This window comes from Shewanella sp. WE21, from assembly GCF_002966515.1.
GTDB lineage: Bacteria > Pseudomonadota > Gammaproteobacteria > Enterobacterales > Shewanellaceae > Shewanella > Shewanella oncorhynchi.
The window spans coordinates 3,556,147-3,578,964 of record NZ_CP023019.1; the positions used below are offsets into that span (position 1 = coordinate 3,556,147).

Annotated in this window: 28 protein-coding genes; all 28 read right to left on the reverse strand. The window is 47.4% G+C overall.

Annotation, left to right across the window (positions count from 1 at the left end; translation table 11 throughout):
- Positions 1–62 precede the first annotated feature (62 nt).
- Positions 63–1,862 carry an SGNH/GDSL hydrolase family protein gene (locus tag CKQ84_RS15725; RefSeq protein ID WP_105251975.1) on the reverse strand — a complete coding sequence of 600 codons (1,800 nt, stop codon included), beginning with the start codon at positions 1,860–1,862 and terminating at the stop codon, positions 63–65.
- Between the two features lie 66 nt (positions 1,863–1,928).
- Positions 1,929–2,513 (reverse strand): YmfQ family protein, encoded by a 585-nt coding sequence (locus CKQ84_RS15730; RefSeq protein WP_105251976.1) that lies wholly within the window; start codon positions 2,511–2,513, stop codon positions 1,929–1,931.
- Positions 2,498–3,565, reverse strand: coding sequence for a baseplate J/gp47 family protein (locus CKQ84_RS15735; RefSeq protein WP_105251977.1), 1,068 nt, complete (start codon positions 3,563–3,565; stop codon positions 2,498–2,500). The genes CKQ84_RS15730 and CKQ84_RS15735 overlap by 16 nt, the downstream gene beginning before the upstream one ends.
- Positions 3,555–4,007, reverse strand: coding sequence for a phage GP46 family protein (locus CKQ84_RS15740; RefSeq protein ID WP_105251978.1), 453 nt, complete (start codon positions 4,005–4,007; stop codon positions 3,555–3,557). Before CKQ84_RS15740 ends, CKQ84_RS15735 begins: the two co-directional genes overlap by 11 nt.
- Positions 4,008–4,014: 7 nt before the next feature.
- The gene (locus tag CKQ84_RS15745; protein WP_105251979.1) at positions 4,015–4,662 is read right to left on the reverse strand and encodes a phage baseplate assembly protein V; all 648 of its coding nucleotides are present in this window, start codon (positions 4,660–4,662) and stop codon (positions 4,015–4,017) included.
- Positions 4,652–5,752 carry a phage baseplate assembly protein gene (locus CKQ84_RS15750; protein WP_105251980.1) on the reverse strand — a complete coding sequence of 367 codons (1,101 nt, stop codon included), beginning with the start codon at positions 5,750–5,752 and terminating at the stop codon, positions 4,652–4,654. The genes CKQ84_RS15745 and CKQ84_RS15750 overlap by 11 nt, the downstream gene beginning before the upstream one ends.
- Entirely contained in the window at positions 5,752–7,068 is a 1,317-nt protein-coding gene (locus tag CKQ84_RS15755) for a DNA circularization protein (protein WP_105251981.1), read from the reverse strand. Before CKQ84_RS15755 ends, CKQ84_RS15750 begins: the two co-directional genes overlap by 1 nt.
- A 20-nt stretch (positions 7,069–7,088) precedes the next feature.
- Complete coding sequence (locus tag CKQ84_RS15760; protein WP_105251982.1) at positions 7,089–8,837, reverse strand: phage tail tape measure protein; 1,749 nt, start codon at positions 8,835–8,837, stop codon at positions 7,089–7,091.
- Positions 8,838–8,962: 125 nt separating this feature from the next.
- The gene (locus CKQ84_RS15765) at positions 8,963–9,307 is read right to left on the reverse strand and encodes a phage tail assembly protein (protein ID WP_105251983.1); all 345 of its coding nucleotides are present in this window, start codon (positions 9,305–9,307) and stop codon (positions 8,963–8,965) included.
- Complete coding sequence (locus CKQ84_RS15770; protein ID WP_105251984.1) at positions 9,307–9,660, reverse strand: phage tail tube protein; 354 nt, start codon at positions 9,658–9,660, stop codon at positions 9,307–9,309. The genes CKQ84_RS15765 and CKQ84_RS15770 overlap by 1 nt, the downstream gene beginning before the upstream one ends.
- A 15-nt stretch (positions 9,661–9,675) precedes the next feature.
- Entirely contained in the window at positions 9,676–11,157 is a 1,482-nt protein-coding gene (locus CKQ84_RS15775) for a phage tail sheath subtilisin-like domain-containing protein (RefSeq protein WP_105251985.1), read from the reverse strand.
- Between the two features lie 14 nt (positions 11,158–11,171).
- The gene (locus CKQ84_RS15780; RefSeq protein WP_105251986.1) at positions 11,172–11,357 is read right to left on the reverse strand and encodes a DUF2635 domain-containing protein; all 186 of its coding nucleotides are present in this window, start codon (positions 11,355–11,357) and stop codon (positions 11,172–11,174) included.
- A 50-nt stretch (positions 11,358–11,407) separates the two neighbouring features.
- Positions 11,408–12,001 (reverse strand): hypothetical protein, encoded by a 594-nt coding sequence (locus CKQ84_RS15785; protein ID WP_105251987.1) that lies wholly within the window; start codon positions 11,999–12,001, stop codon positions 11,408–11,410.
- Positions 11,998–12,540: a phage virion morphogenesis protein gene (locus tag CKQ84_RS15790; protein WP_105251988.1), complete on the reverse strand. Its 543-nt coding sequence runs from the start codon at positions 12,538–12,540 to the stop codon at positions 11,998–12,000. Before CKQ84_RS15790 ends, CKQ84_RS15785 begins: the two co-directional genes overlap by 4 nt.
- Positions 12,540–12,971: a gp436 family protein gene (locus CKQ84_RS15795; RefSeq protein ID WP_105251989.1), complete on the reverse strand. Its 432-nt coding sequence runs from the start codon at positions 12,969–12,971 to the stop codon at positions 12,540–12,542. The genes CKQ84_RS15790 and CKQ84_RS15795 overlap by 1 nt, the downstream gene beginning before the upstream one ends.
- 10 nt (positions 12,972–12,981) lie before the next feature.
- The gene (locus tag CKQ84_RS15800) at positions 12,982–13,620 is read right to left on the reverse strand and encodes a hypothetical protein (protein ID WP_105251990.1); all 639 of its coding nucleotides are present in this window, start codon (positions 13,618–13,620) and stop codon (positions 12,982–12,984) included.
- Between the two features lie 92 nt (positions 13,621–13,712).
- Positions 13,713–14,612: a Mu-like prophage major head subunit gpT family protein gene (locus tag CKQ84_RS15805; protein ID WP_105251991.1), complete on the reverse strand. Its 900-nt coding sequence runs from the start codon at positions 14,610–14,612 to the stop codon at positions 13,713–13,715.
- Complete coding sequence (locus CKQ84_RS15810) at positions 14,612–15,574, reverse strand: phage protease (protein WP_105251992.1); 963 nt, start codon at positions 15,572–15,574, stop codon at positions 14,612–14,614. The genes CKQ84_RS15805 and CKQ84_RS15810 overlap by 1 nt, the downstream gene beginning before the upstream one ends.
- A 342-nt stretch (positions 15,575–15,916) precedes the next feature.
- The gene (locus CKQ84_RS15815) at positions 15,917–16,696 is read right to left on the reverse strand and encodes a phage minor head protein (protein ID WP_105251993.1); all 780 of its coding nucleotides are present in this window, start codon (positions 16,694–16,696) and stop codon (positions 15,917–15,919) included.
- Positions 16,689–18,254 carry a DUF935 domain-containing protein gene (locus tag CKQ84_RS15820; RefSeq protein WP_105251994.1) on the reverse strand — a complete coding sequence of 522 codons (1,566 nt, stop codon included), beginning with the start codon at positions 18,252–18,254 and terminating at the stop codon, positions 16,689–16,691. Before CKQ84_RS15820 ends, CKQ84_RS15815 begins: the two co-directional genes overlap by 8 nt.
- A complete protein-coding gene (locus CKQ84_RS15825; protein ID WP_105251995.1) occupies positions 18,251–19,909 on the reverse strand; it encodes a terminase family protein in 1,659 nt (552 codons plus the stop codon). Before CKQ84_RS15825 ends, CKQ84_RS15820 begins: the two co-directional genes overlap by 4 nt.
- A complete protein-coding gene (locus CKQ84_RS15830) occupies positions 19,909–20,502 on the reverse strand; it encodes a DUF3486 family protein (RefSeq protein ID WP_105251996.1) in 594 nt (197 codons plus the stop codon). Before CKQ84_RS15830 ends, CKQ84_RS15825 begins: the two co-directional genes overlap by 1 nt.
- Positions 20,503–20,511: 9 nt before the next feature.
- Positions 20,512–20,802, reverse strand: coding sequence for a hypothetical protein (locus CKQ84_RS15835; protein ID WP_105251997.1), 291 nt, complete (start codon positions 20,800–20,802; stop codon positions 20,512–20,514).
- An 8-nt stretch (positions 20,803–20,810) separates the two neighbouring features.
- The gene (locus CKQ84_RS15840) at positions 20,811–21,113 is read right to left on the reverse strand and encodes a DUF2730 family protein (RefSeq protein WP_105251998.1); all 303 of its coding nucleotides are present in this window, start codon (positions 21,111–21,113) and stop codon (positions 20,811–20,813) included.
- Complete coding sequence (locus CKQ84_RS15845) at positions 21,113–21,328, reverse strand: TraR/DksA family transcriptional regulator (protein ID WP_105251999.1); 216 nt, start codon at positions 21,326–21,328, stop codon at positions 21,113–21,115. Before CKQ84_RS15845 ends, CKQ84_RS15840 begins: the two co-directional genes overlap by 1 nt.
- A complete protein-coding gene (locus CKQ84_RS15850) occupies positions 21,328–21,936 on the reverse strand; it encodes a hypothetical protein (RefSeq protein ID WP_105252000.1) in 609 nt (202 codons plus the stop codon). The genes CKQ84_RS15845 and CKQ84_RS15850 overlap by 1 nt, the downstream gene beginning before the upstream one ends.
- Complete coding sequence (locus CKQ84_RS15855; RefSeq protein WP_105252001.1) at positions 21,921–22,181, reverse strand: hypothetical protein; 261 nt, start codon at positions 22,179–22,181, stop codon at positions 21,921–21,923. The genes CKQ84_RS15850 and CKQ84_RS15855 overlap by 16 nt, the downstream gene beginning before the upstream one ends.
- Positions 22,181–22,765: a glycoside hydrolase family 108 protein gene (locus CKQ84_RS15860; protein ID WP_105252002.1), complete on the reverse strand. Its 585-nt coding sequence runs from the start codon at positions 22,763–22,765 to the stop codon at positions 22,181–22,183. The genes CKQ84_RS15855 and CKQ84_RS15860 overlap by 1 nt, the downstream gene beginning before the upstream one ends.
- Between the last annotated feature and the right edge of the window lie 53 nt (positions 22,766–22,818).

Sequence of the window (22,818 nt, forward strand, 5' to 3'; positions counted from 1 at the left end):
TCGAGGACTATTATATTGAACATTTAAATTAGTGCTCAAAATTGTAGTCCTCTTTCTTTGATTTAAAGCGGATTGATGACACCGTTAACTACAAAATAGACATCCCCACCTGTTTCTAATGGGACTTGGTTTCCATCCACATCGAGCCCAACCAACTCCCAAGTATCTCCGGTAGACGATATGACTGTACGAAGAGCAACAGATGGTGAACCAATTGGGTTCTGATATGGTGTAACGCCTAATATGACCCCTCCATTTAATGTGACTCTTACTGCACTTACACCTTCAAATAAAACATAGCTTACGGTAAGTCTTGGCACTCTATTTGTGGGGAATACGTAAGGTAGAGTCGGAGCTACACCGCCTCCAACTTTAACAATTGCACTGAAAGGCTTGTTTTTATTATTAGGCTGATTATAAAAGAAAAAAGCTCCACCAAAACCTAAATATGACTCACGACATGGATGATATTTATTGATGTCATCGGAGTAAGTTTTCAGTGTTAGCTTCCTAATGATATCAAAAACAAGAGTATCGCCTTGAGTATTAAAATGAATATTATCATGTCGATAAGTTGACGGATCGATATTCTCCATTTCAGTCCACAAGTCAATCAAGGAGCTATTCGTTTGTTCAGCAATTTTTCGCATAGCCTTGATATAAGGTCTTGCTGCGGCCTCGGAATATGAAGAGGTTGGAGGAGTAGAAATCAATACAACTTCGCAATTGGGCTTGTCTACTCTTGCCATATTAATAAAACTTCTAATATTACTATCAAAAGTGGACACTAAAACTTCACTTGAAATATCATTAGCCCCGATAATATAGTAAATAATATCAGGAAGATAAGGTTTAACTAACGTGTTATATTCTGCAAGAATCTGACCGCTAGTCCACGCACCTTTTCCTGTAAGCTTTGGTACAGTCATACCTGATGAACCAACACCGTATATAGCTAAGGTTCCAGCGGTACCATCAACTTTTTTCCTTACATTAGTAATTTCTATCCCAACGCTATTCACAGGTATAACCATATACCCATAGCCTTTATAGTGTCCATCTGGGCTAGTGTTATCGTATGGTTGTCCATTTACGTCGAACAACACCGCATCAGTAGCAGGCATATAGGAAATTATTAACGCTTTATTACCAGAATATCCATTACTCATCCGTGCAATTTTGCTGACGTCATTAAATGTTAAAAAAGCTACTTTGACATTTAGCCCATAATTTTTAAACTGTGTATCAAGAGGCCAAGACAATGTTGCATTGGTATCGAGATCAGCATTTTGAATAGGATTAAAACTCGCATGAGATGAGAAAATTACATCACGTAATATGTGCGCCCATGAACTTAAACCAAAGGGATTATTTGTTGCGTAGTCTGCCCCATTTGCACCAAAACTAGCAGGGTAGCCGAAAGCATTAAACGCCAGGCTATCACCAGTAATGATTACACTCGAGTTACTTTGAGTTAATGATTTCAATAGTTTGGATATTTTACTGACACTAGGCTGAATTAATGTATCATTTTTTGTGGTTACTTTTGCAACCTCAAGTGCTGTTGCTCCAGCAATTAAAACTTGACTATCATCTTCTGCTAGTTCTCCAATAAAATCTGTCGTTTTATTTTGAACATACTCAAAAGCTTGCTTCAAATGTTCATCGCTAGTTGGGTCAAACACTATCCCCATTTCAGCCAAAACATTCTGAAACTCAGCAATCACATGGTTAAACCAATCTGCACCTGGATAGCTTGGGGCATTATTGTCACCTGACTCAGTAAACCATCCAGCAGTACCCGTTAATGGCTTTGCTGCTGGACGCGCTACTGCTTGTGAACCATTGCGTAACGGATGCATGTTAACTCTCCTAATCGAAATTCATTTAAACGCCGTTTAAAGCGGGTTTATTGCTAATAAAAATGCCTAAACGGCGTAGTAAAACTCGTAAAATAATCCGCCCACTTTGTAACGCTGTAGTGTGCATTCGAGCACACGCGCATCGGACGTTAACAAAGGGGTCAATACATCGTCTAAACAGGTCATGTATGCGCCTGGTATGCCGTAAACATTTACCCGCAAGATGTAGCGGTATTTCTGTTCCCATAATGGGTAAGTGCATGAGCGCATGCAGTGGTGCGGGAACGTCTCATCAACCTCAACCGTAAAACCTAAATCGGTGGCTAATTTCTGGATATTCCACGCTTGCAAACCACCCTTGCGGTGATACTTCTCAACCACTGCATAACGACGATATTCAATGCTTGATACTGGCTCGGCTACGCACTCAGGTAAGCCCAAGTACTCTTCCCACTCGGGCAATAATTGCAGCGTTGACTCTGGGCGCATCTCAAACAGTAAATTGTCAGCACTGGCCTCGGCGCGTTCTAACCGTGGCGCATAGCCTTGGGCGTACTTATATAAGTCGAGCGAAGTGGCACGTTGCCAAATAATGCCACGAGGCATTTGAGCCAGAAGTGAGCTAGTCCACTGCGCTACGGAGTGCCCCATGTAATGGCTCCTAATGCATGCAGTTCGGTGGTGGTCGCTGTGACATCAGCACTTAAATCAAGGGTGTAATCTGCTACACCTAAGGTTGAACCGATGGCCGTTCGCACAGCACTTAATAGCAATATTGAGCCTGGGCTCAGCGTCTTAAAATAACCCTCAATGCTGGCTTTAACGCTTTGCTGTAGTTCAATACTGTCTGGCGTTAACGTGATCGCTAAATTGGTGGTCTTAAGAGTAAGTGGGATATAAACCGCCTCTATACCACCTGGGCGACCAACATCAGCACCCGTTGCTGGATCTGTGTGACGATAGATATAAGCGGCCATTGCCACTTGATCTAAATACGTCGGCAAAATATCGGGGCGAGAATCGAATACAAATGCATAACCAACCGTAGCTGGCCCTTGATAATTATCTACCGCCCAAGCACGATCAACGCCTGCCACTTCACGGCACCAACCCACATAATCATGCACTGCACCACCCATTGGTGGGTTACGCTTACGGAACAATAAACGCTCAAGCACTTTAAGTGGCGTTTCTAGATCTGCCCCTCCTGTAATGCCGCCAGATATGCCATTTGGCTGAATGCCTGGCACGGTTGAAATTAACGTCAGCGTTTCGCCTGATGCTAAGTTACCTGCACCGCCTGCGGCCTCTGCTTCTACTTGTACAACTACATTGCCACCGGAGGGCGCATTCGATGACGTGACTCGATATAAGCGGCCATCTGAGTACGTCATTACGGTGTCAATTGGGATAGGTACAGCGCCAACAAATGTCACTGTGCCTATTGCAGACGTGGCTAATTTTTGAATCACACCTTCATAGCGGGCAACGTCAATAATCGTCTGATCTTCTGACTCTGACGACGGGATGATCTGGCGAACTATCCAGCTTTGAAAATCATATAAGTCGCGCAAGCTACCGCTTACCGCTGTATTTAATGCTTGTTCAATGCCGAACTTAGGCAGAATCGTATCAAGTGACGCCTCAATGTCGATTAAACCGCTTTCAATCAGCGTTCGCAGCGTGGGAACATTAAATGGCACTTTGAGTCTCCCATCGTTTTGAAACAGTAAAAGATATGACTGAGTTGTCAGGTTTAGTGATCGTGATATGCAAAGCGAGCGTTTGAAACTTAGGGATTGAGCCTGTCACCTCAACACTCTTAGCAGTCACGCCATTGCCATCATCAGCGAGCATCCATGCGAGGGCATCTTGCGCATACTTAACGGCTTTATTACGTACATCTGTGGTGAGTTTTTCGCGGTATAACAACCACAGTTTAGAGCCCCAAGGTTTTGACGAAAAAGTATCGCCTGGCCAGCCTCTAAAATCAGTTGAGTTATCAGGTAAGGTGTCTGAGCTATCAGCTCTCGCGTCAGTAAAGAGTGAGATCAAAACGAGGGAGGAAATGACGCTACTGGCATCTCCACCCTCGATGATTACCCCTGTGTTTTTCATCATGTCGAACACGATGCTAACGCTCATAACTAACTCACTCTGGTGGTGTAGTTGGTCTGCTCTCAGCGTCAACGTGGCGGTGCCCAAGGTAAGTAATACTGTTAGCGCTAAAATCAGAACCTGTGATAACACTGTCTGAAGTAATGCCGCTTACCGCATAAATACCGAGGTCTGTTGATATGCCACCAGTGACGTGTAGAGGACCTTGAATTAAAGACTCTGGTGAGATGATAGTGAATGAGTTGGAGGCATTGAAAATAACGTCGGTTGCTCCAATCGTGAAGCTGTTTTGGATTTCAAAAATAACATCAGTAGCAGTAAGAATAATCTTACCGTCTTTGGTTAAGCGGATTTTGTGACCTTCGAGATGGTATAGAAAAACATCGCCAAGTTCACCCTGTGGCCGACATTTTTTATCTTCAACCGCAATCGCCACCAAGCCAGATAATGAGCCACCCAAGGCCGCCACAATCGCCTCAGCACCTTCGGGTGGGTACGAACTCATACCATAGTTTTGGAAGCGTTCAATGTTGTCTGCTGACTCATCAGCATGCAGTTTTACTTGTAAGTTTTGGCGCTGCAAATCTTCAACTATGCCGCTTACCACTGCACGGGTTAGCATGCCCGTAATACGGCGTCGGATTGGGGCCAGCAAACGATCAATATAGCGTTCAGTTACCATTGGTTTTCTTCCAATCTGAGCCTGTAAGCTTAGTGGCTTTAACTACTTCCGCAGGAATATCCATAGCCTCTGGCCTTACAACACTGATCACCGCTAAACGGCCTGCATCGTCTTCGCTAAACATGATCGATGCAATTAGCATTTCTTCATCCAGCCCCATGATCTCGTCAATCACAGGCACTAGGGTGTTGATGTTCCAAAGCTTGCCAGTTTGCGGTATCCGCCAGCCTGTGACGGTATATTCAGCTGTGTTTGATTTGCCTATGCTGCGCTGGCGTTCCCACTGACCGCGCCTAGCTGCACCTTCGGCGGTGGTGATTTCTTCATTAACAATAATGAGAGGGCGATAGCGGCCAATCTCATTATCTTTCACATCGGCTTTAATGCCTCCAACTGAAGTTAAAGCGGCAGGATCCCAATCTTTTCCAAATGCAGCGCCTGCGGCTTTAATCGTGAAATTACTGTACCGTTGACGCCAACTAAAACGGCCCCGAGCTGCTTTAACGTTTTCACCCAGTATTAACGAAACACCCGCTTTAACTTTGCTTGCACGAGTGATCACTAAATTGCCAAACGTGTCACTGGTTAGCAGCACGCCACGCTGTTTAGCGAGGCGCGATAATAGTTCATGCGGGGTTTCACCTTGTTCGATCTGAATGCGCTGGAACGGCTCACCTACATTAGTATTGACGATCACTTTAATGCCGAACGGCTTGCATACCACCTCAGCAATTTTTGTAATGGTCTGGCTAGTAAACTGGCCGCTGGGGTAGTCAATCGAGCAATCAACTAAGTCGGCAGTCTTATCGCGCCCACTCACGCTAATGGTCACTGTTGACTCGTCATAACTTGGTACCCAATCATCGACGTAGCCGGTGATCACACGCTCACCGCCTATGTCTACTGTGCAGGCTTGGCCTTGTTTAATTGGCTCAATAAACTTTTTATACTGCTGTTCACTGCCTTGGTATTTCCACGTTAGCTCCAAGTCAAATGCGCCCGACATCGCATCAAGTGATCGCGTAACGCTAACCTTAGTCCAGCCTTCATAAATCTGGCCTCCGGCTTTTAATACGATTTCCTCACTCATTAGCTGATCACCTCAACCGTATCAGTCGGCAATATAAACGCAGGGTTACTAAAACCATTGCGCTGCACTATGCTGTCACGGCGCTCTGTATTACCCGTTTGCTGCCATGCTACCAAGGCAACGGGTACAGTCTCTTTTGCTTTATATAAAGAGACTTGCGGTAACAATTCGGCACGGCTGCGGGTATCGGCCAATACTGCTTGTCTCAATACGCGCATCTGACGCCACACTGACGAACTACCGCTTTCAACAGCAGCTGCTGCATAAAGAGCAAGTTGATCGGCAATGCCATATCCAAGACTTTTTAATTGTTGCCCCGTTAAGATCGCGTTGCGTTCTGCACCCGATAAGCTCTCAATTACTTGCGCTTCATCATTCAGTTTTTTAACAATCTCAGCATCACTTAACGCAGAACACTGAGCCACAATGGCACTGTTTAAGGTCAGCGTTTTAAATGTTTGAGCATTCGACAGCATAGCGTCATTTTTTGAGGGGTTAGCAAACTTAGGCACAGATCCAGCCATGCCACCGTCACTTGATATATTGCGAGCAAGCCCACCTGTCACAGCGAGTTCGGCGCGCATACCGTCCCAACGGCTTTGCACATTTGAGTAAACATCTAAGGCACGGATCGGGTCCTTTACAACGCCTTTGATATCCTCAAGCAAGCCCATCGTTTCACGCGCCAAATCGCCAGGGTAAGCGAGTAGATCACCAATGCTATCTTTGGTGCGCATTAAGCGATCCGTCCATTGGCGCAAGTCATCTGGTAATGAGGGTAAGCCGCGAGTGAGTTCATCTAAGTCATCTAAAAACTGATCAACCATATCGCCAACACCGTCCAATGTGTTGGTATCAAAATTAGTGACAAAATCATTATTCACTGCGTCTTTGGTTTTTTCGGCTTCGGTTTTTACTTGTGTAGCGGTATCAGATTTTGAATTGGGGAATAAGTTTTCACCCACTTCAAATACTTCAAAGTTAATAGTCGCAGTGCCATCAATGCGATTCACTAATTTATGGCTTACTTTGCCGACTTGAACTTTACGAATACCAAACCAAGGGTGAACCAATTCCCCTGGTCCTTGTTTATTCAATGCCTCAAGAATGGCTTGTAATTGCTCAAAGTAATTATCACCGACTACACGGCCACTAATGCGCTCTTGGGTTAATACCTTGCCGTTGTCTTCGGTGTAGCCAATTTCTTTTTTAGGGTAAGCGTGGGGGATAGCACGACGGCCACTTTCGCCGTCGGCCTCTTCTAGTAAAAATTCAACGCCCCGAAACGAGGCGGTTAAACGGTCTTCAAATGCCATTTAAAACTCCTTTGCGGGGGTTAGTTGATGCCAGTATCTGAATCAACGGAGATGCCTTTAGGCACATAAACAGGGGTGACTTTGATACGGTCATCAGATACCGCAATTTTTAAATCTAACTTGCTGCCCACCGCATTCATGTTATTCACTATGCTTGCGGCGTCACCGTTCTGCGCACCTGAGAACCATTTTTTAAAATCGTCAATAGCATCCAGCAGACCAGGCTGCACCGGAACACCTTTTGACAATGAAGGATCAACAGAACCTGCCCGACGAATATTAACGGGTGAGAACTCATCGGCCATGCTGAAACCTAGTCCAACAGTTCCAAGCGTTGCTATTGTCTGACGATTGAAAAAGCGCGAAGTTTTAGAAGGATTGGCTCCGGTATTTTTACCGCCCATTACATCTGTTATGTCAGTGCCACCACCCATACCACCCGCGCCCATATTGACGACATACACAGGCATCACGCCCATATCAGCAAAGCCACCCGCACCACCTTTGCCATTTTTACCTTTACCTTTGCCACCAAAGTTATCGCCAACCCATGACACAGCATCAACGGTCTTTTTAGCAGCTACTAAGCCACCGACTACCCATAGCGCTGCTTCGCCCCATTTGAGCCAGTTATCTATGGTCTTGTCGTCCACACTGTTTATGGCATCAGCGAGGTCTCTAATCGGTTGAGATAGACGACTTTCAGCAAAGTTTTGAAATGAAGTATTTAACGACTTAACCGCATTATTAAATTCAGCGGCATTTTTAGCGGCGGCTTTTTGGGTTTCCCCATATTCACCAGTTGAGATATTCATTTGCTTTAATAGGTCTTTATTATCTTTCGAATATAAAGACGCCAAACCTTGCTTAGCTGTTGAATCAAAGACATCACCCAATTTCATTGGATCGTTTTTTGCCTTATCCATAATCTCTAATAATAATTCAACAGGTTCGCGCAACTCCTTTGTGCCTTTTTTAAATACATCTATACCTTGACGGCTTAAAAATTCGACTTTAGTTTTATCTGAAAAAGCTTCAAACACTCCTTGAATAGAGGTTAATGATTCGTTGGCGTTACCTTTAGTTTTTGCAAACAACTGAACCAATGAAGCCATTTGGGTAATGGCCGCAGGGCCTTTACCTTGATATACCGCAAATAACTGTTCTGATATGGCCGCTAAATCTTTTACGTTAACGCTACCCACAGCAAATTGACTGTATAAATCATCAATAGTATTCATTACCTGTTTAGCGTCTGTAATTCCTTTTTCGCGGAACTGGGCGAATAACGCACCACTGGATTTAGCATCTGCACCAAACGCTTGCATGAATAATCCCATGTTCTCAAGGTTATTATTCACAAATTCAAAGTCACCAGTCTTACCAAGCAGCTCGTCAACAGCGGCGGTAAATTGGGTGGTATCAATGCGTATGTCTTTTTGATTGGCTAGCTCAAGTATGTTGCCTTTCAGCGTGGCGACTTGGTCATCAGTCAGTTTGGCGTTAGTGCCTAAGCGGGTCATCTGCTCACTAAAGTTACCAATGCTGCGCACTGTGGCACCAGTGGCAAACGCCGCAGCAATCCCAACATAGCGATTGCCGAGCGTATCAATGCCACGGCCAGCCACTTCAGTAGAGCGCTTAATCATGGTCATTGCCATGTCATTCTTTTTAGCAAAGTCACTCATCGATGTGCCGTACTGACGCGCTTTAGCCGCAAGGTTGCCAGCAAGGTTTAAAATAATGTCTGTTTTAAGTTGCTGGGCCATGGATTAACTCTCTTAACTTTCGGTAGGTACGAACAATACGACGCAGGGACATTCCAGATGAGACGCTTAGCGGAATGCGAGAACTCATAGCAAGCTGTAAGTCCTCGCAAATATCGGCTAGCGCCTTAAGCTCGCCCCCGTTCTGCTAGCGCCTCTGCAATCATCTGGTCAAGTTCGCTGGCCTTAACTTGCAACATAGTGAAGTCGTCTTGGTGCAGCTTGCGCAGTTCCTTCACACTAATAGGCCCGTTTACTTTGCCGATGTATTCGACTTGGCGGACTAATAGCTCCAAGCCGTACAACACATCTGAGGTGTAGCAAATCGCCTTGCCGTCTTGAACGATCACTTTCTCGGCGGCTAACTGGGCATCAATATAATCACCCGAGGTTAGCTCACGTAGGCCCACCTCAAGGTTGACTGTTTCGCCAACCTTGAGGCCATGGGTAAGGTTAAACGTCATGTCAGCCATTAGATGCGCTCGACCTGATTACCTTGGAACGTGCCCGTTACATCACCACTATCACTGATCGTAAACGGAGCCTGTGGGGCGGCATCGGTCATCATATAGTCCACACCGTTATCGCCTTGCCACGTTAATGTGGCATTAGTGATCTTGTTGATCTCAAGCACATCCACATCTTCATCCGCCGCAATCACCACAGCAATGGTGGGTACTGTGTACTCGTTAGACTGGCCCCATACGCGACCAGGGCCAACATGTGGGGTGCGGGTATAACCGCCCGGGTTTAACGTAGAACCTTTTTTCGTTTTCAGCTGTTTGCCATTGGCACGAATAACCACTTCACCTAGGATTTGTCCCATGTGCTTATGCTCCTGTTAGAGTTTGAACTGCATCAACGCAGCGAAGATGCGCAACTGGTTAACGATGTCAGGCTTGAACACACAGTTAAGACGGTTCTGATCGCTGCTGTCGCGGTACACTTCAAGAGTTTCTTTAAAGCCTTCGAAGTCTTCCATTAACCCTTTTGGTACCCAATCGTTATTAGCCAACTCAAGGATCGTGTTACGCATGATCTTCGGCGTGACGACGGGCTGACCTGGATCAAGCCGCGCTAATACATCATCGTTAGCTAACTTGTGGCGAGGGAAACGGTTAGTCACCATTACGCGCAGTGAATAACGCAAGTAAGCCAAGGTCGCGGGGGTGGTGATATCCAAATAGCTTGGGTCTGGATCGCCATACGCATTCTCGCGATACATAGACACTTCGCGCTCAATCGCCACTTCACCACCTGGCGTCACCATATAAGTGGCAATACCATCACCTAATAGCAGGTTGCGTTCGGTTGGGTCCCATTGGATTTCTTTAGCCGGTGGCAGCAGGCTTGTCATTACCAGCGTTTGCAGTGGGCGAGCAGGATCAATACCCAGTGAGTAAGAGGCTTGGCCAGCATAAGCCGCGGCCCATTCCCATGGTGAGTGAGGCGCTTTGTTGGTACCCATGCAAGTAAACAGGTAATCATTGCGGGCCACACCAAACGCGCCAGACTCGGCAAAGGTGCCACGGAACGCGGTGTACGCAATGCCTTCAATCATCTTGAGTGGGCCCCAACGATTGACCAGCTCATCACGCAGCTTGTTCATGCTTTGGGTATCGTTATAAGGCATTACGATATGGTTGTACCACTCGTTCGGAATGGTCGCGATTACCGCATCCATATCTGGTGTACCTGCACCGCCAGTCATTTGTACTAGGGTTAAGGTGACGCCCGTTGGCAACTGCTCGCCATCGTAGTAATTGAAACGCACATCGATGTCGTTAGTGGTTTGGCCTTTCCATTTAGCCGTTAACTCAACCGTTTCCGTGGTAGCCGCTTTAAGCGCAGCGGTGACAGGCAGGTTGGTATTAGCGTTGATCTTAGCAATCATGGCTGTAGCAATGGCGGCAGCAGTATCTGCTTCGTTAACGCCCACTTGCACCGACTCACCCGCAATTAACAAGGCAATCACACCCGCCTTGGCTGTAGTCGCGGCGATAGTGATCTCACCTTTGGCGGCACTACCTGCGCTTAAGTCAGCTACACCCAAGGCATAGACATCGGTATAGCCGTTAGACTTGCGGAACATTTTCAGTGTTCGCGCCAGCATCGAGCCTTTACCAAACAATGCATCCATTTGGCTTTCGCTGTTGGTGATGCGGTTTAGCGTTAAGGCGGTGGCCGTGCCTGCGGCCAGCTGCTGACCGATCACTAATACTTTTTGCGCAAGTGCAGGCGTACCCGATAGCGCGTTAGAGTTGTCGATCTCGATATAAACGAGAGGGACCTTAATATCGTTAGGGATGCTACCGAGTGACATGGTTATGCTCCTGCTTATGCTTTAGTAGTTGCCGCTGCTTTTGCAGTGGCATGGGCTTTAACTTCGACTACATCGCCATCGTTTAAGCGACGTACCCAAAAAGATGAGCGCTCAACTTTCTCGCCTGTGTCGGCAAGGTACTCGCCATTTTGTTTACGTACTGGCACCGCAGCTTTAGCGGGTTTTATATTGATCAACATGGCTATGTTCCTGTTGTTAATAAAATTAGTTGTCGTTAGCACTGCAGACGTTATTGCGGCAATTCCACTACGCCTTCAAGCAATGGCGCACCGTCTGCTAGTTCGGCTTTAATGCCGAATCGTTCGAAGTTATCGAGCGTGCTTAGGTCGATTTCTTCATCTAAATACCATTGCTGAGTCCAGCTAACGGACCACACAGCTAGGCCAAGCTCATCAACCTGTGCGCTGTAAAGGTTGTCACCGCGTACCGCTTCGGCCTTACTGTAAGCGGTTGGCATGGCACCACGGCGCAGCAATAAACCCGCTAACTTTCCCGCAATCACTTCGGCGCGGGCGTCTTTCTGGTACCCAAATTGGTCAGTCGTAAAGACGTAGGCCACAAAGTTCACAGTACCTATGATGCGATTGCCAATGCTCTCGTATTGGGGCACACGTAGCGCAGCGATACGAACGCCGCCATCACGGTTAGCTATCCAGCGCTTAATATCAGTAGGCGTATCAAACTTGCCGATATGGCGCTCAACGGTTTGCACTCGATCAAGTTGCTTATCTGTGCCCTCAAGCTCTGGCTTTAGATAATCAACGACTTGTTGGCATGCCCATACTGTTGAGCCAACGACACTAAACGCGGGTCTGGTTGTCATTGCATTAGCCCTTCAAAAAAGTTACCGAGCACTGAATAAACCTCTTTTTGGTTGTCTGTGCTTAAGCCTAAAAACTCACGCTGCGGGATATTCATTAGCCGGCTAAAAGCCCCGACTGATTGATAGACTGGAAAGGCCAACGCTTTACCAAATGCTTGTGTAATAAGGCGCGTATGCGCATCCACTTGAACCGCACCGCTAAAGCCGTCTTGATGCACTGCGGCATAGGCCAGTGGTGAACCGATTCGAACTTGATTTTTCTCGACGACATATTGAATGGAGTCGAGCAAATCTCCGTCACCTTGTAGCAAGCTCTGATTTCCGTGACGAGTCTTGGCATACGCAGCATTCCACTCAGCCCAAGGCTTACCATCAGGAGATGATTTTTCATCTTGAATCCTTCGCTTTGTCTGGCTTTCAACTATGCCGCCGATGGCATCTAACAATTCCGCTTTGTGCTTAGGATCGCCAAGGGTATCCATGAGCTGCTGATAGCGTTGCAGCTCATTAGCACCCGTGACCTGTACACTGATGGACATTACAGAACGCCCCGTAAACTGTTACGAGTAAACAACCGCTCGTTGTCCTGGACTAACTCCACTTTGCCCAAGCTGGTTTCAGTCGGCTTATCGGTTACGGGTAAACCTAAGTCACGTTTGCCTGAACCGATTTCGCGTAATGTGGTTAGTGCGTTTTTATAACGATCTTCAAGTAAGTTGGTGGCCTGCTGGTCACGATCCGCTAGCCAGTAGAATGCAATAGTGATGGCCAGCTTATTCAACATGCTTGGCACTGTGGCCAAGGGCAGCACATAGCGGGTCATAAATGAGTTAATCTCATCGTCCGCTTGCTCAAGTGCCTGATTGATATAGGTATCGTTTAACTCGCCTGTAGTGCGATCTATTGCGAAGTTCCACAGCATCGACTCATCACGATCAATCAGGTCTTGCTTAGTTGCATAAACTGCCATCACTGCCGCCTTACTGTTCTATTACGCTAGCTGGATCGATAAGGCTTTCGAGTTCCACGTCGGCCACGACCAAGTGGGGTTCACTGTGGACACGCTGAGCCTTTTCACGAGTGAGATACACCACGCGTTCTGGCTCATGAGCTTTAGTACAAAACTCGATTTCATCTTTGATTTCGTGTTCAACCACGAGTACCAAGGTTTCTGTGAGACGATGGAACTGTATACCCGAGCGCCAAAATCCAGCGTCCGTTTTAGCGCGCACTGTAAAGGCTCTAAGGATGTGCAGAGCATTACCGTTAGCGCCATTAGTTACATCATTACCTTGCGATACATGACCTTCATTTGAACCTTCCTGATTAGTGGGGTTTAGTTTGGCCTGTTCGTCCGCTTTGGCTTTCGCCTCAGCTTTGGCTTTAGCCTGTTCTTCTGCTTGGAGCTTTGCTTTAGTGTCAGCCTCAGCTTTAGTTTGTGCTTCAAGTTCAGCTTTAAGCTTTCCATCAGCATCAAATTTGGCTTTGGCTTCATCGCTACTTACGGCCGCGTTCTGTTCGGTTTGCGGCGCATTGATGGCAGTATCCGTTGCAACTGGTGCAACTCCATTGGCCGTAACGGCCTTAGCTTTCTGCGCTTTAGTTTGTTGTCCACTCACGTTGAACTCCTTTTAAACAAGGTTTAAACCATTCAGTTGCTAATTAATGGGGCGCATCCTTGCGCCCAATTAATGCTTGTTTCGGCTTTGGGTTATGCAGTAATCATTGGTGAAACAACAATGTCAACATCGTTGAAATAGATGTTAGTGTCGCCACCTTCAATCAACATGCGGCCGATCAACTTCTTCGCAGCTGCCTCGTTATCAGGACCAACAACTAACTTAGTAGCACGGGTGCCGATTGGCGTACCGTCAACCTTCTTCATCTTCATCAGTAGCTTTTTAGCCGCTGCATAGTTGGCTTCGGTCAATGCTGCTTTAGAACCAATCGCCAGTTGTGGGAAAGAGAAACCGACGTTACAACGTCCATCAACACCCGCCGCATACTTGTTATTAAACCAAGTGTATTCTTCGTTCGGGTTCATGTTTTTAAACACGAATGGGCGACGGTTCTGGAACACAATAGGCTTAAGCACTTTCGTGTCATCAATCAGGAACCATGGCTCACCTGTATCAGTGGATGGTGTTCCGATTACGTTTGAGAATTGGCTTACAGGCGTAGTTTCTAACGGATGGTCAGTGTCAAAATAGTTTTGTCCGTCATAACACAGGGTTGTGAAGCCTGCCGCTAATAGTGGATATGCCAAGGTGTCTGGGAAGTAGGCAACTTGATCACCATAATTCTGCGCAATCACACCGTACTGACCAATTTGGTCATCATCTACGTTATCGCGTGAAATAGAGATCGAGCTTTCGAACGTTTTATTTTCGATTGAGTAGCCGCGCTTACCCAAGTCAGCTAATTGGCGAGCACCTGTCCATTCAATAATGCCTGGTAAGTCTTTTAGCCAGCCATAAAAGTTAGCGGCGCTAGCACTTGGCACTTCAGTTGCAATCATATTCCACTGCGGTTTTGCAGCAGATAAACCTTTGGTATAGGCCGCTGACATCGTGGCCTGTAGTGCTTCTAGCACTTGTGCTTCAGTAGCCATTAGTTAGCTCCTACGTTCATTTGTTGTTTTGCCGCTAGAAAATCTTCTTTAGAGACACCCATCTTGCGACACATTGCGATTTCATGTTCTTCAAGCGCCGCCACGCCATTAGTATCAACAGGCAGCTTCTTCTGTGCGTTGGTCGCAATAGCTGGAGCCGAACCCACAAAGTTTTTGAACTGCTCGATGCCACCCTCTGTGCGACACATGCCAACAAACATATCTTTATTAGCGGGTGCGACCTTGCCAGCATCAATGGCGGTTTGTACCAGTGCATCAACCTCTTTATCTGCAATGGTCTTGAGCGCAGTCTCTGCCGTGGTGGCACGGTTAAGCGCGACTTGGTGCGTCTCAATTGGAATGAACTTGTTTAAGTCCGGTGTATTGCTGCGGTTAAGCGCAATCGTTTCGGCTTGCTTAATTGCGTTAATCGCAACTACGGCTTGTTCTGCGCTGGCATCTTCTGCAAGGCCAAGCAGATCAGTCAAAAGCTTTGGCAGCTTCATTGGGTCATCCTCTTGTCGGTTTAAAGCGGGTACATTTAAGTTGGGGGAGTTGGTCAGGCCAGCACTTTCAAGGCTGTAGATAACTCCTGTGTCTGGGTCATGGGCAAACGCTGGGGAGTAGAAGGCGTACTTCTCTTCCTCAATCAGTTCACGACCTTCGGCGTTCCATTTAACAAAGCCCCAAATCTCACCTGCGCGGTTTTCCACTTGGGTAATCCAACCAGATGCTGGAGCTTCTTCACCTTTGGGGGCTTTAATGTGAGTAGCGTGTTCAACATCGAAGGGGCGTTTTTTGGTAAAGCTGGCGACGACAGCATCAGGATTAGGGTTCATCCATGAACGTCCATCAATCCCTGTGAAATTTCCTGCGGGTATCATCGGCAGCCAAATGCCTGGCGCATTGGCTTCGAGTGCCATCATGTTGAAGCAAAGCGCGGTAAGGGCAGTGACTGACATGGGTTAAACTCCGTTAAGAATTACATATCAACCTCCTAATCGTGGTTGGTATGGGTAATCTGATATTGATTAACAACGGAGTTCAGCATGCATAAAAAAAGCAACCGACGATAAATAACGTCGGTTGCTCTAATAGTGGGGTTTAATTATCGGGGGAAGAGAGACGAATGCAGATTGATTGCACGAACATGAGGGCTTAAAGATTACCCTAAAAAAACAGGTTGGCAAGCGCGCAACTGCAAGCCAACCTAAAACATCCAGCGCAACCTAGTTTAAACCCTGTTTAAATCTTCCCACAGGCGTTTAAACTTTTTTGCGAGTAACTTTGTAGCCAGTAGTCAGTTAAGCATCAGTAGCGAGCGTTTGACGCATTCGCGCTTCTTTTTCAGATAGGTCATTGGCAAGCATCATTTCACGCCCTTTGCCTGGGTTGTAGTTCCATCCTGGATCAATCCCTTCTGGCAGTTCTTCCACTTCGCCAGTGCGCCGATTTACCCAGCGCTTATTTTTACTGGCGGGTGAAGTGGTAGACACTTTACCCGAGGCGATCAACTTGTCGGCCTCGTACTGCGAGACTTGCCTTATCCAACACTTGCAGCCCCATCCGTTCGGTGTCATGTGAACGTCCCACCACGGATCATCCGCTGGCAATAAAGTGTTATTCCACTTTAAGTGCTCGATGCGGTGTTGCTCACTTGGTCCCAGTTGATAAAGCAAATAGGGCAAGGTGCGCTTAGTGCGTTGGATACGTTCCCATTGGCCAGCAGAGCGCGACGTTCTCATATTAGTTTTATAAATGGTCTTTATACGGCCTTCGCTACCCAGTTGCACTAGCTTGGTTTCGTCGGTCAATGGATCTTGCATGGTCTGCACACCCCACCAACCTGACTTCACTAATAGCGGTTTAAGGATATCGCGGAACTGTTCAAAGGTTTGGCCGCTGGCAATAGCGTCTTCAACGATTTGCTTTACGTCAACGAGTAGATCGGCGTTCATCATCTTAGCGACGGTAAAAGCGTTGGCTTGTTCTTCCTTCCACACATCCCGAAAGTCGAATCCTGGCTTAATGCCTTTGCGCTTGAACCATGCCAGCGCTTCTTTGGGGATAAGAGCATCAGCCATCTTGGTTGTCTCCTAGGCCACGTAGTTGAAACATGTACTGCGCCATTTGGGCAATGAACTGTTCCGCGCCGAGCTGCTCTTGCAATGCTGGCAAGCCTGCGGCGAACTCGTCATAGGTAGCAGACTTGTTGGCGAGCTCAATAATAGGGTTCATAAACTCGTCAGCGACTTGTTCCCACTCGCTCATAGCCTCATTAGTCAGTGCATCAATCTCGGCTTCCGCAGTATTCATCACGCGGTTAATGGCTATACGCTGCTCATGCTGGCGATTCATTGAAATGGGCATATCAAGCATACTGGCAGACTGTAGCGGCACTAAGGTTTCTTCACCGTCTTTCACTGTACTCAAACCAAACTTATCAGACATTTCAGAGGTCGAGACTTTTAGGCCACGGTCAACTAATGGCGTGATGCTTTCGACAAACATCTTTAAGTCTTCTGGCTCAGGCACCTTGATCCGTACTTTGGGATAACGCAGTTGCACACCCCAGTTAAGGATGATGTATGGCTTGATCAAGTACTCATTGATTGATGACTCAAGTTGGCGCGCATCCCACTTAGCGATATCGATCCGCACTTCGTTATGCACAGTCGCTTGCGATTGCGAGCTGCCGTTGTCGGCTGTCATAGTTTGGCCGAGAACGGCTTTTGAGACTTGCTCATCACACCAACGGGCCATGTTCTCAAACAGGGTATTACCGCCATTGCCCTTAGCCGTTTCAACCATTTCAATTTTCATTGATTCAGGGATCACCGCACCCGCATCGCTGGCAATCCGGCCAATCGCATTAATCAAAGTATCAATGTCATCTGTGCTGGCGTTCGCGCCGTACTTACCAATGCGCACTGGGATACCGAATACCTCAGCGAACGCCCACCAATCGCGAATCGTAAACGACTTAAGCATGTACATCACAGCGACTAAACGCGCTAGGCCATTGCGCCACACGCTACCCGACTTAGAACGCGGCGTGTGCAAGATAAACTTGTATGGATCAAGTGGCGCACCCATGGGCGCATCTTCACTAATCAATAATATCTGCTCAAGCGTCTCTTGGTCTTGGCGCAAGTAGCGTGGGTCTACCCATTTATAATCCTGTGGTTTCCATGGGGTTGATTGGGTATCCCAAAGAATTTGCACCACGGCCAAGCCTTTACCTAGGCCATCGAGCAAGTCGAAAAACAACTCGGGGATTTGGTCATCGTCCATTATCTCCCGCACACGCTCAGCCATTAGCACATCAATAGCATCATCACTGGCCGCTTCTACGGTTGGCGCTATTGCGGCCACGGCTAGCTTGCGCGTTCGCAGCTGCGCCGAGTAATGCAGATCGCGCTCTTCAATTTCTTCGGCCAAAGTCATATAGGCTTCGGGGTCGTTACCGTCAATCACACTTCGCAGCACAGCCGCCAAACGGTGGGGCGTTAAGCTGGATGCAACAGGGTTAGCGCGGGGGTTACGTACCCCAGTGGTATAAGCACGGGCAATGTCAGTACTCATTACCTGCTGATCGACTTTAAAAGGCTTACCCGTTGACGGGTCTAAAATGCTGCTCATAGTCTTATCCCTTTGCCGCGTAAGTCTTGGTGCGGTCTGTCTTCAAATCGGTTGTTATCGGCGGCTGTGCCAAAGAATTTGCGGTGTTGCTCATCTTGTTCGGCTTTAATGGTATGCAGTTCATAACGAGTGATGTCAGCTTTTGACGCCAAGATCCCTAAGAAGATAGCGACTGCACTATCGCCGTGGCGCTTGTTACCATCGCTGCCCGTTGTCCGGCTATCGTCAATACCTGGCACACCCCGATAGATTTGGATTTGGCCTAAGTCGGTAATCACATCTTCATGCTTAGGCAGCAAGATCTCATCGTCTTCAAATAAGGCTTTAAAGCGCGGCATGTTCTCGCGATAGAAAGCCACCGACAGCATGACCTCAACCACCTCAGCACCGTATTTATAACGGGCTTGCTCGGCTAAGTATTGGCCGTTACCACGGGCATCGAGATAGATACCGTCTCGTCTTGGTAGGCGATCACAGATGTAATACAGCGCTTGTTCTTGCTGCTTAAATGGCACGTTTTTTAACTCAACTAAAAACGGCACAGTGCGCTTAGTGTTTTCTTCAACAGTGATTGGGGCGAACACGGTTAAGTCGCCAGTCCGCGCAAAGTCTTCACCGAGGGCATGGCGCAGATTTACAGGCAAGTTCTTAAGCACAGGCTCAAGCTCTTGCTCTAACCACTCTTGCATTTCACCCTTACGCGCATGTTCGCTAGCTTGGTTAAACAGAGTTGATCCGGTAAAGCGCAGCACGGGGGCATCGAGTATCGCGGCACGTTCACGTAGGCCACGGCTAATGTAAGCACCGCCGCCGTTCTTGGGTACACAGTAGTATTCTTCTTGGGCATCTTCTTCGGTAGCAGTGGCTTTGATCAAGCCTGCTTTCCATTCATCCTCAGCAGCTTGGCTCCACTCTTTACCACGTACCTGACAGATACGTTTGTATAGGCCATCGGCGCATGCATCATCTAAGGTGATGCGGTGCACTGAGTAATCTTTTTTACCCGCACGGGAATCGTTAATCAGGGTATTAAATAGGTTATCAGTGCCGTTATGGGTTGAGATCAAGCGTATCTTTGCGCCCCACATAGTGAGCGCTAAAGCGGCCTTAAGAACTTCGGCTAGCTTCTCGTGGAATGCGGCCTCATCAATAGTAACGTTACCCTGCATACCCCGTAAGTTTGCGGGGTTACTGGATAGCGCTTGAATTTTAAAGCCGGATGCAAAGTAAATGCAGAAGGTCAGGATCTCTTTACCTTCCTGACCATCATCAATAAATAATTCTTCTTGGATCTCGCCAGCCGCTTTATTGAATACCTTGGCCCACATTGCCGCAGCATCAATAAACTCCCGCGCCATTTCTTTGTTGGAACCCACATAGAAATGATTGGTCCCACCTTGGCCGCGTGCCGCACTGGCACACAGTGAAGCATCACATGCCTCAGCCCAAGTGAGCCCAGTTCGCCGCGACTTCTCGCCAATCTTTAATGGGGCTTCATCGGCTATCCAATCTTTTTGGTAGCCGAGCAATACCGCAGTAGGATCAAAGCGACTGAGTACCGAGGCTTCATAAGTAGGATCAAAGGTACTGGCCGAACTGCTCAGCGCCAAGGCAACACCAGCAGCGGCACCTAATACCTTTTGCTTAATACTCATTATGCAATCCCCAATATTTCACGCTTGAATAGCTCAACTGATTCTTTGCTTAAACCTGCTGTTTTGGCAACTTTCTCTACCTTCTCTGCGGCTTCAATTGCAAAGGCACTGCGGATCTCTTTCTCAACTTTAATGCTCGACATCGCTGCCGCTTCAACACGTTGTATGACTAATGCCAACTGCCCTAGGGCTTTTGGATCAATGGGTTTTGCGTCTTCTTCATCAGATGCATCCATCATCTTCATTGAGGTTTCAAACGCCATTGTGCGCACAAACTCTTGCAGCAATTTCCCCACATCAGATGTGGGTGCTTCGCCTAGCTTAGCTGTCCACACTTCGGCAACTTCGCGGCTTTGGCGAATACGCTCACCTATGGTTTCAAACTTTTTAGCAAAGCGATTAAAGCCGGTGCGCGATAGCTTGGCATCTTCTGGCAAACCCGCTTCATCAATCATTTGATTAACGGCTTCAAGGATATCTTTTTGATGCATGCTGCCACTGCGTAAAAGCGCATGCAGTTGATCGCGGATTTCCTGCGGCAGCAAATTCACTTTTGACTTACGGCTACTCTTTGCATTGGTAAGATTAGACATAGTGCCCCCTTATGCCCGTGGGCGTTTAACACCTGGCACTGTTGCTTGACCGGATGCAACATCTTCACCACGGCCAGTTAAGCGGGCAATTTGGCACTCGGATAAATTACGTACTGATACTAAACCTTGCTCTTCGAGCCATGCTAAATGAGTGCGTACTTGGTCGCGGCTAATGTTATGGCCGTAGGCTTCAAGACAAGAATCAACAATTGATTCATTGGCTTCATAGGCTGGCATCTCACGCAAAGAGCGTAAGATCACTAGCCGTTGGTCTTCGATTAATAGCTCTTTAAATGACATATGAACCCCTATTTATCATCCTTTAAACGCTGTTCTAATAGCAGTCTTGCTAAGTGTTCTACGGGCTGAATGTTTGCTCTGAGTTCTTTAATCTCACCGCGTGTGTTTGCTAGCTCAACCATCAATTCTGTTATTTGCTTTTGAGTCGGCAAGCTATCCACATGTGCCTTTAAGTCATCCACTTTCTTTTCAACCTTAGCGAGGTCTTCATGCTTAGCGTATGTCTTAGACAACAGCGCAAGAATCATTAAGCCAATGGTACTTAATGCCGCCCACAGCATCGGCCAATAGGCTTTAAGCCAGATCTCCATTAGCGTTCCTTAGCCGTTTGGCAATCAATACAACGCACCGCATTTGGGTTAGCAGCTAAACTCGCTGGCGGGATTGGCTCGCAACAGGCGATACAAAAACGGCTACCGTGTTTATCTATTAAGGGTTGTTCAACATCATGGTCTAACTGTCGAGCAATGGCGTTATCTCTAAACACCTGCTCAACTTCCTGTGCGAGATCAAATGGGTTAGTCATTAACGCCCCTTGATAACATTGGCACCAACGTTCATCAGTGTACTAACCACTTTTTGACCGCTGCCTTTGGGGTGCGGGGCAAAGCCATCTAGGGTACGCAAGCCAAGGTAAGCCCACGCGGGGCTCGATAGCAGCGCAGCAACTGACACATCAATGCCAACGCCATAGCCAAAGGCATGTAAGACTTCCATCAAAAAGCAATAGAGGATCACAGCCCACATGGATTGACGCGCCATTAACGGGCGAGTGGTACGTATGTAAGGATCTTCGGCTTTGTCGCCACTGCGGATCGTCTCTTGGGTTTCGTGCTGCTCGGCCTGCTTATCGTTAAGCGCAAGCTCTTGGCGGCGGGTGATTTCCTTTTCCATTTCCACTTTAATGCGCTCAAGTTCCACCATCGACTCAGGTGATAGTGTTTGCATTTTGCGAGTAAGCGCCATTTCCTTTTGCTCACTGCTAAAGCCAAGTACATCATCTACTTGCTCAACCATACCAGCGATTTTATCGGCGGTATCACTGCCGCCAAAGAGTGATGAAATACCACGAATTGCAGCAGGGCCAACCTGCATAGCCATTTGTGCCACAGCCATAATTAAAGGGAGTGCCATTGTCGTAAGCTCCTAAGTTTTGATAATTTGTCTGTGCCAGTGGGCACAATGGATTGGTCGAGATGAATGCGGATATCGCATTGAGAAACGTTATGCCAGGCATGATTAAAGTGCGCTTGCATAGTGCCGCAATGGCTAAACAACGGCGGCTGAGGTACTGGCTCGCCAGTGTGGTAAAAACGCAGTTCAGCATTAAGGCGCATCTCGCGCCCCTTAGCTTTTGAGTAGTCCCAGTTCTTACCCATTACTGAAGCTCCCATGCGGCGCTGGTGAGGCTGACTAAGCGGTTATGCCAGCCCTCAAGGAAACGGCCTTGGGTAATATTCTTTATGATGATACGGGCATAAAAACGTGCACGGCGCAGGCCATAACGGGCACAGAGGTATTCAACATCGCAGCCATTAACAGCGGCGCGAGTGGCGGGGCCAATCTTGCCATCGGCTTTAGTGCCAGCGATTTCTTGCAGCATCAATAGCGCATTGGTCACGCCATGCTGTACGGCAGCATCGAAGGTATACAGCGCAACAGGGCCAGACCATTGCGCACAGAATGCGGGTTTCCAATAATAGGTATGATAAATAGAAACGATTTTATCTAAGGTGAGCGCGGCAATGTCGAGGTTAGGGAAAGCGCGTTTACTGATACCGCCTTTGGTTTCACCGCCAGCATCTTTAGGGTCGTTGACATAGCCAAGGTCTGGCTTGGGTGTGCCATCTTGATATAGCGCACCTTCTTCAATCAGTATAAAGCGTACAGCATGAATAAACTCAGGCGAGTATCCAGCGGTTGAAAACGCTATGCCGACAAAAGAGTGAGAGGATGAAAACATAAAAGCACAACCTGATTAAAATAGCCTAATCGGATTGTGCTTTTTATAGTGAG

Coding starts and splice junctions, on each gene's coding strand:
- CKQ84_RS15815 (WP_105251993.1), bottom strand. CDS start 16,696: ATGGCTGATGCTCTTATCCCCAAAGAAGCGCTGGCATGGTTCAAGCGC.
- CKQ84_RS15810 (WP_105251992.1), bottom strand. CDS start 15,574: ATGTCAGTCACTGCCCTTACCGCGCTTTGCTTCAACATGATGGCACTC.
- CKQ84_RS15750 (WP_105251980.1), bottom strand. CDS start 5,752: ATGAGTGAGGAAATCGTATTAAAAGCCGGAGGCCAGATTTATGAAGGC.
- CKQ84_RS15795 (WP_105251989.1), bottom strand. CDS start 12,971: ATGGCAGTTTATGCAACTAAGCAAGACCTGATTGATCGTGATGAGTCG.
- CKQ84_RS15840 (WP_105251998.1), bottom strand. CDS start 21,113: ATGGAGATCTGGCTTAAAGCCTATTGGCCGATGCTGTGGGCGGCATTA.
- CKQ84_RS15820 (WP_105251994.1), bottom strand. CDS start 18,254: ATGAGCAGCATTTTAGACCCGTCAACGGGTAAGCCTTTTAAAGTCGAT.
- CKQ84_RS15740 (WP_105251978.1), bottom strand. CDS start 4,007: ATGAGCGTTAGCATCGTGTTCGACATGATGAAAAACACAGGGGTAATC.
- CKQ84_RS15805 (WP_105251991.1), bottom strand. CDS start 14,612: ATGGCTACTGAAGCACAAGTGCTAGAAGCACTACAGGCCACGATGTCA.
- CKQ84_RS15745 (WP_105251979.1), bottom strand. CDS start 4,662: ATGGTAACTGAACGCTATATTGATCGTTTGCTGGCCCCAATCCGACGC.
- CKQ84_RS15770 (WP_105251984.1), bottom strand. CDS start 9,660: ATGGGACAAATCCTAGGTGAAGTGGTTATTCGTGCCAATGGCAAACAG.
- CKQ84_RS15755 (WP_105251981.1), bottom strand. CDS start 7,068: ATGGCATTTGAAGACCGTTTAACCGCCTCGTTTCGGGGCGTTGAATTT.
- CKQ84_RS15835 (WP_105251997.1), bottom strand. CDS start 20,802: ATGTCATTTAAAGAGCTATTAATCGAAGACCAACGGCTAGTGATCTTA.
- CKQ84_RS15765 (WP_105251983.1), bottom strand. CDS start 9,307: ATGGCTGACATGACGTTTAACCTTACCCATGGCCTCAAGGTTGGCGAA.
- CKQ84_RS15860 (WP_105252002.1), bottom strand. CDS start 22,765: ATGTTTTCATCCTCTCACTCTTTTGTCGGCATAGCGTTTTCAACCGCT.
- CKQ84_RS15855 (WP_105252001.1), bottom strand. CDS start 22,181: ATGGGTAAGAACTGGGACTACTCAAAAGCTAAGGGGCGCGAGATGCGC.
- CKQ84_RS15725 (WP_105251975.1), bottom strand. CDS start 1,862: ATGCATCCGTTACGCAATGGTTCACAAGCAGTAGCGCGTCCAGCAGCA.
- CKQ84_RS15785 (WP_105251987.1), bottom strand. CDS start 12,001: ATGACAACCAGACCCGCGTTTAGTGTCGTTGGCTCAACAGTATGGGCA.
- CKQ84_RS15760 (WP_105251982.1), bottom strand. CDS start 8,837: ATGGCCCAGCAACTTAAAACAGACATTATTTTAAACCTTGCTGGCAAC.
- CKQ84_RS15825 (WP_105251995.1), bottom strand. CDS start 19,909: ATGAGTATTAAGCAAAAGGTATTAGGTGCCGCTGCTGGTGTTGCCTTG.
- CKQ84_RS15775 (WP_105251985.1), bottom strand. CDS start 11,157: ATGTCACTCGGTAGCATCCCTAACGATATTAAGGTCCCTCTCGTTTAT.
- CKQ84_RS15780 (WP_105251986.1), bottom strand. CDS start 11,357: ATGTTGATCAATATAAAACCCGCTAAAGCTGCGGTGCCAGTACGTAAA.
- CKQ84_RS15850 (WP_105252000.1), bottom strand. CDS start 21,936: ATGGCACTCCCTTTAATTATGGCTGTGGCACAAATGGCTATGCAGGTT.
- CKQ84_RS15790 (WP_105251988.1), bottom strand. CDS start 12,540: ATGTCCATCAGTGTACAGGTCACGGGTGCTAATGAGCTGCAACGCTAT.
- CKQ84_RS15730 (WP_105251976.1), bottom strand. CDS start 2,513: ATGGGGCACTCCGTAGCGCAGTGGACTAGCTCACTTCTGGCTCAAATG.
- CKQ84_RS15830 (WP_105251996.1), bottom strand. CDS start 20,502: ATGTCTAATCTTACCAATGCAAAGAGTAGCCGTAAGTCAAAAGTGAAT.
- CKQ84_RS15845 (WP_105251999.1), bottom strand. CDS start 21,328: ATGACTAACCCATTTGATCTCGCACAGGAAGTTGAGCAGGTGTTTAGA.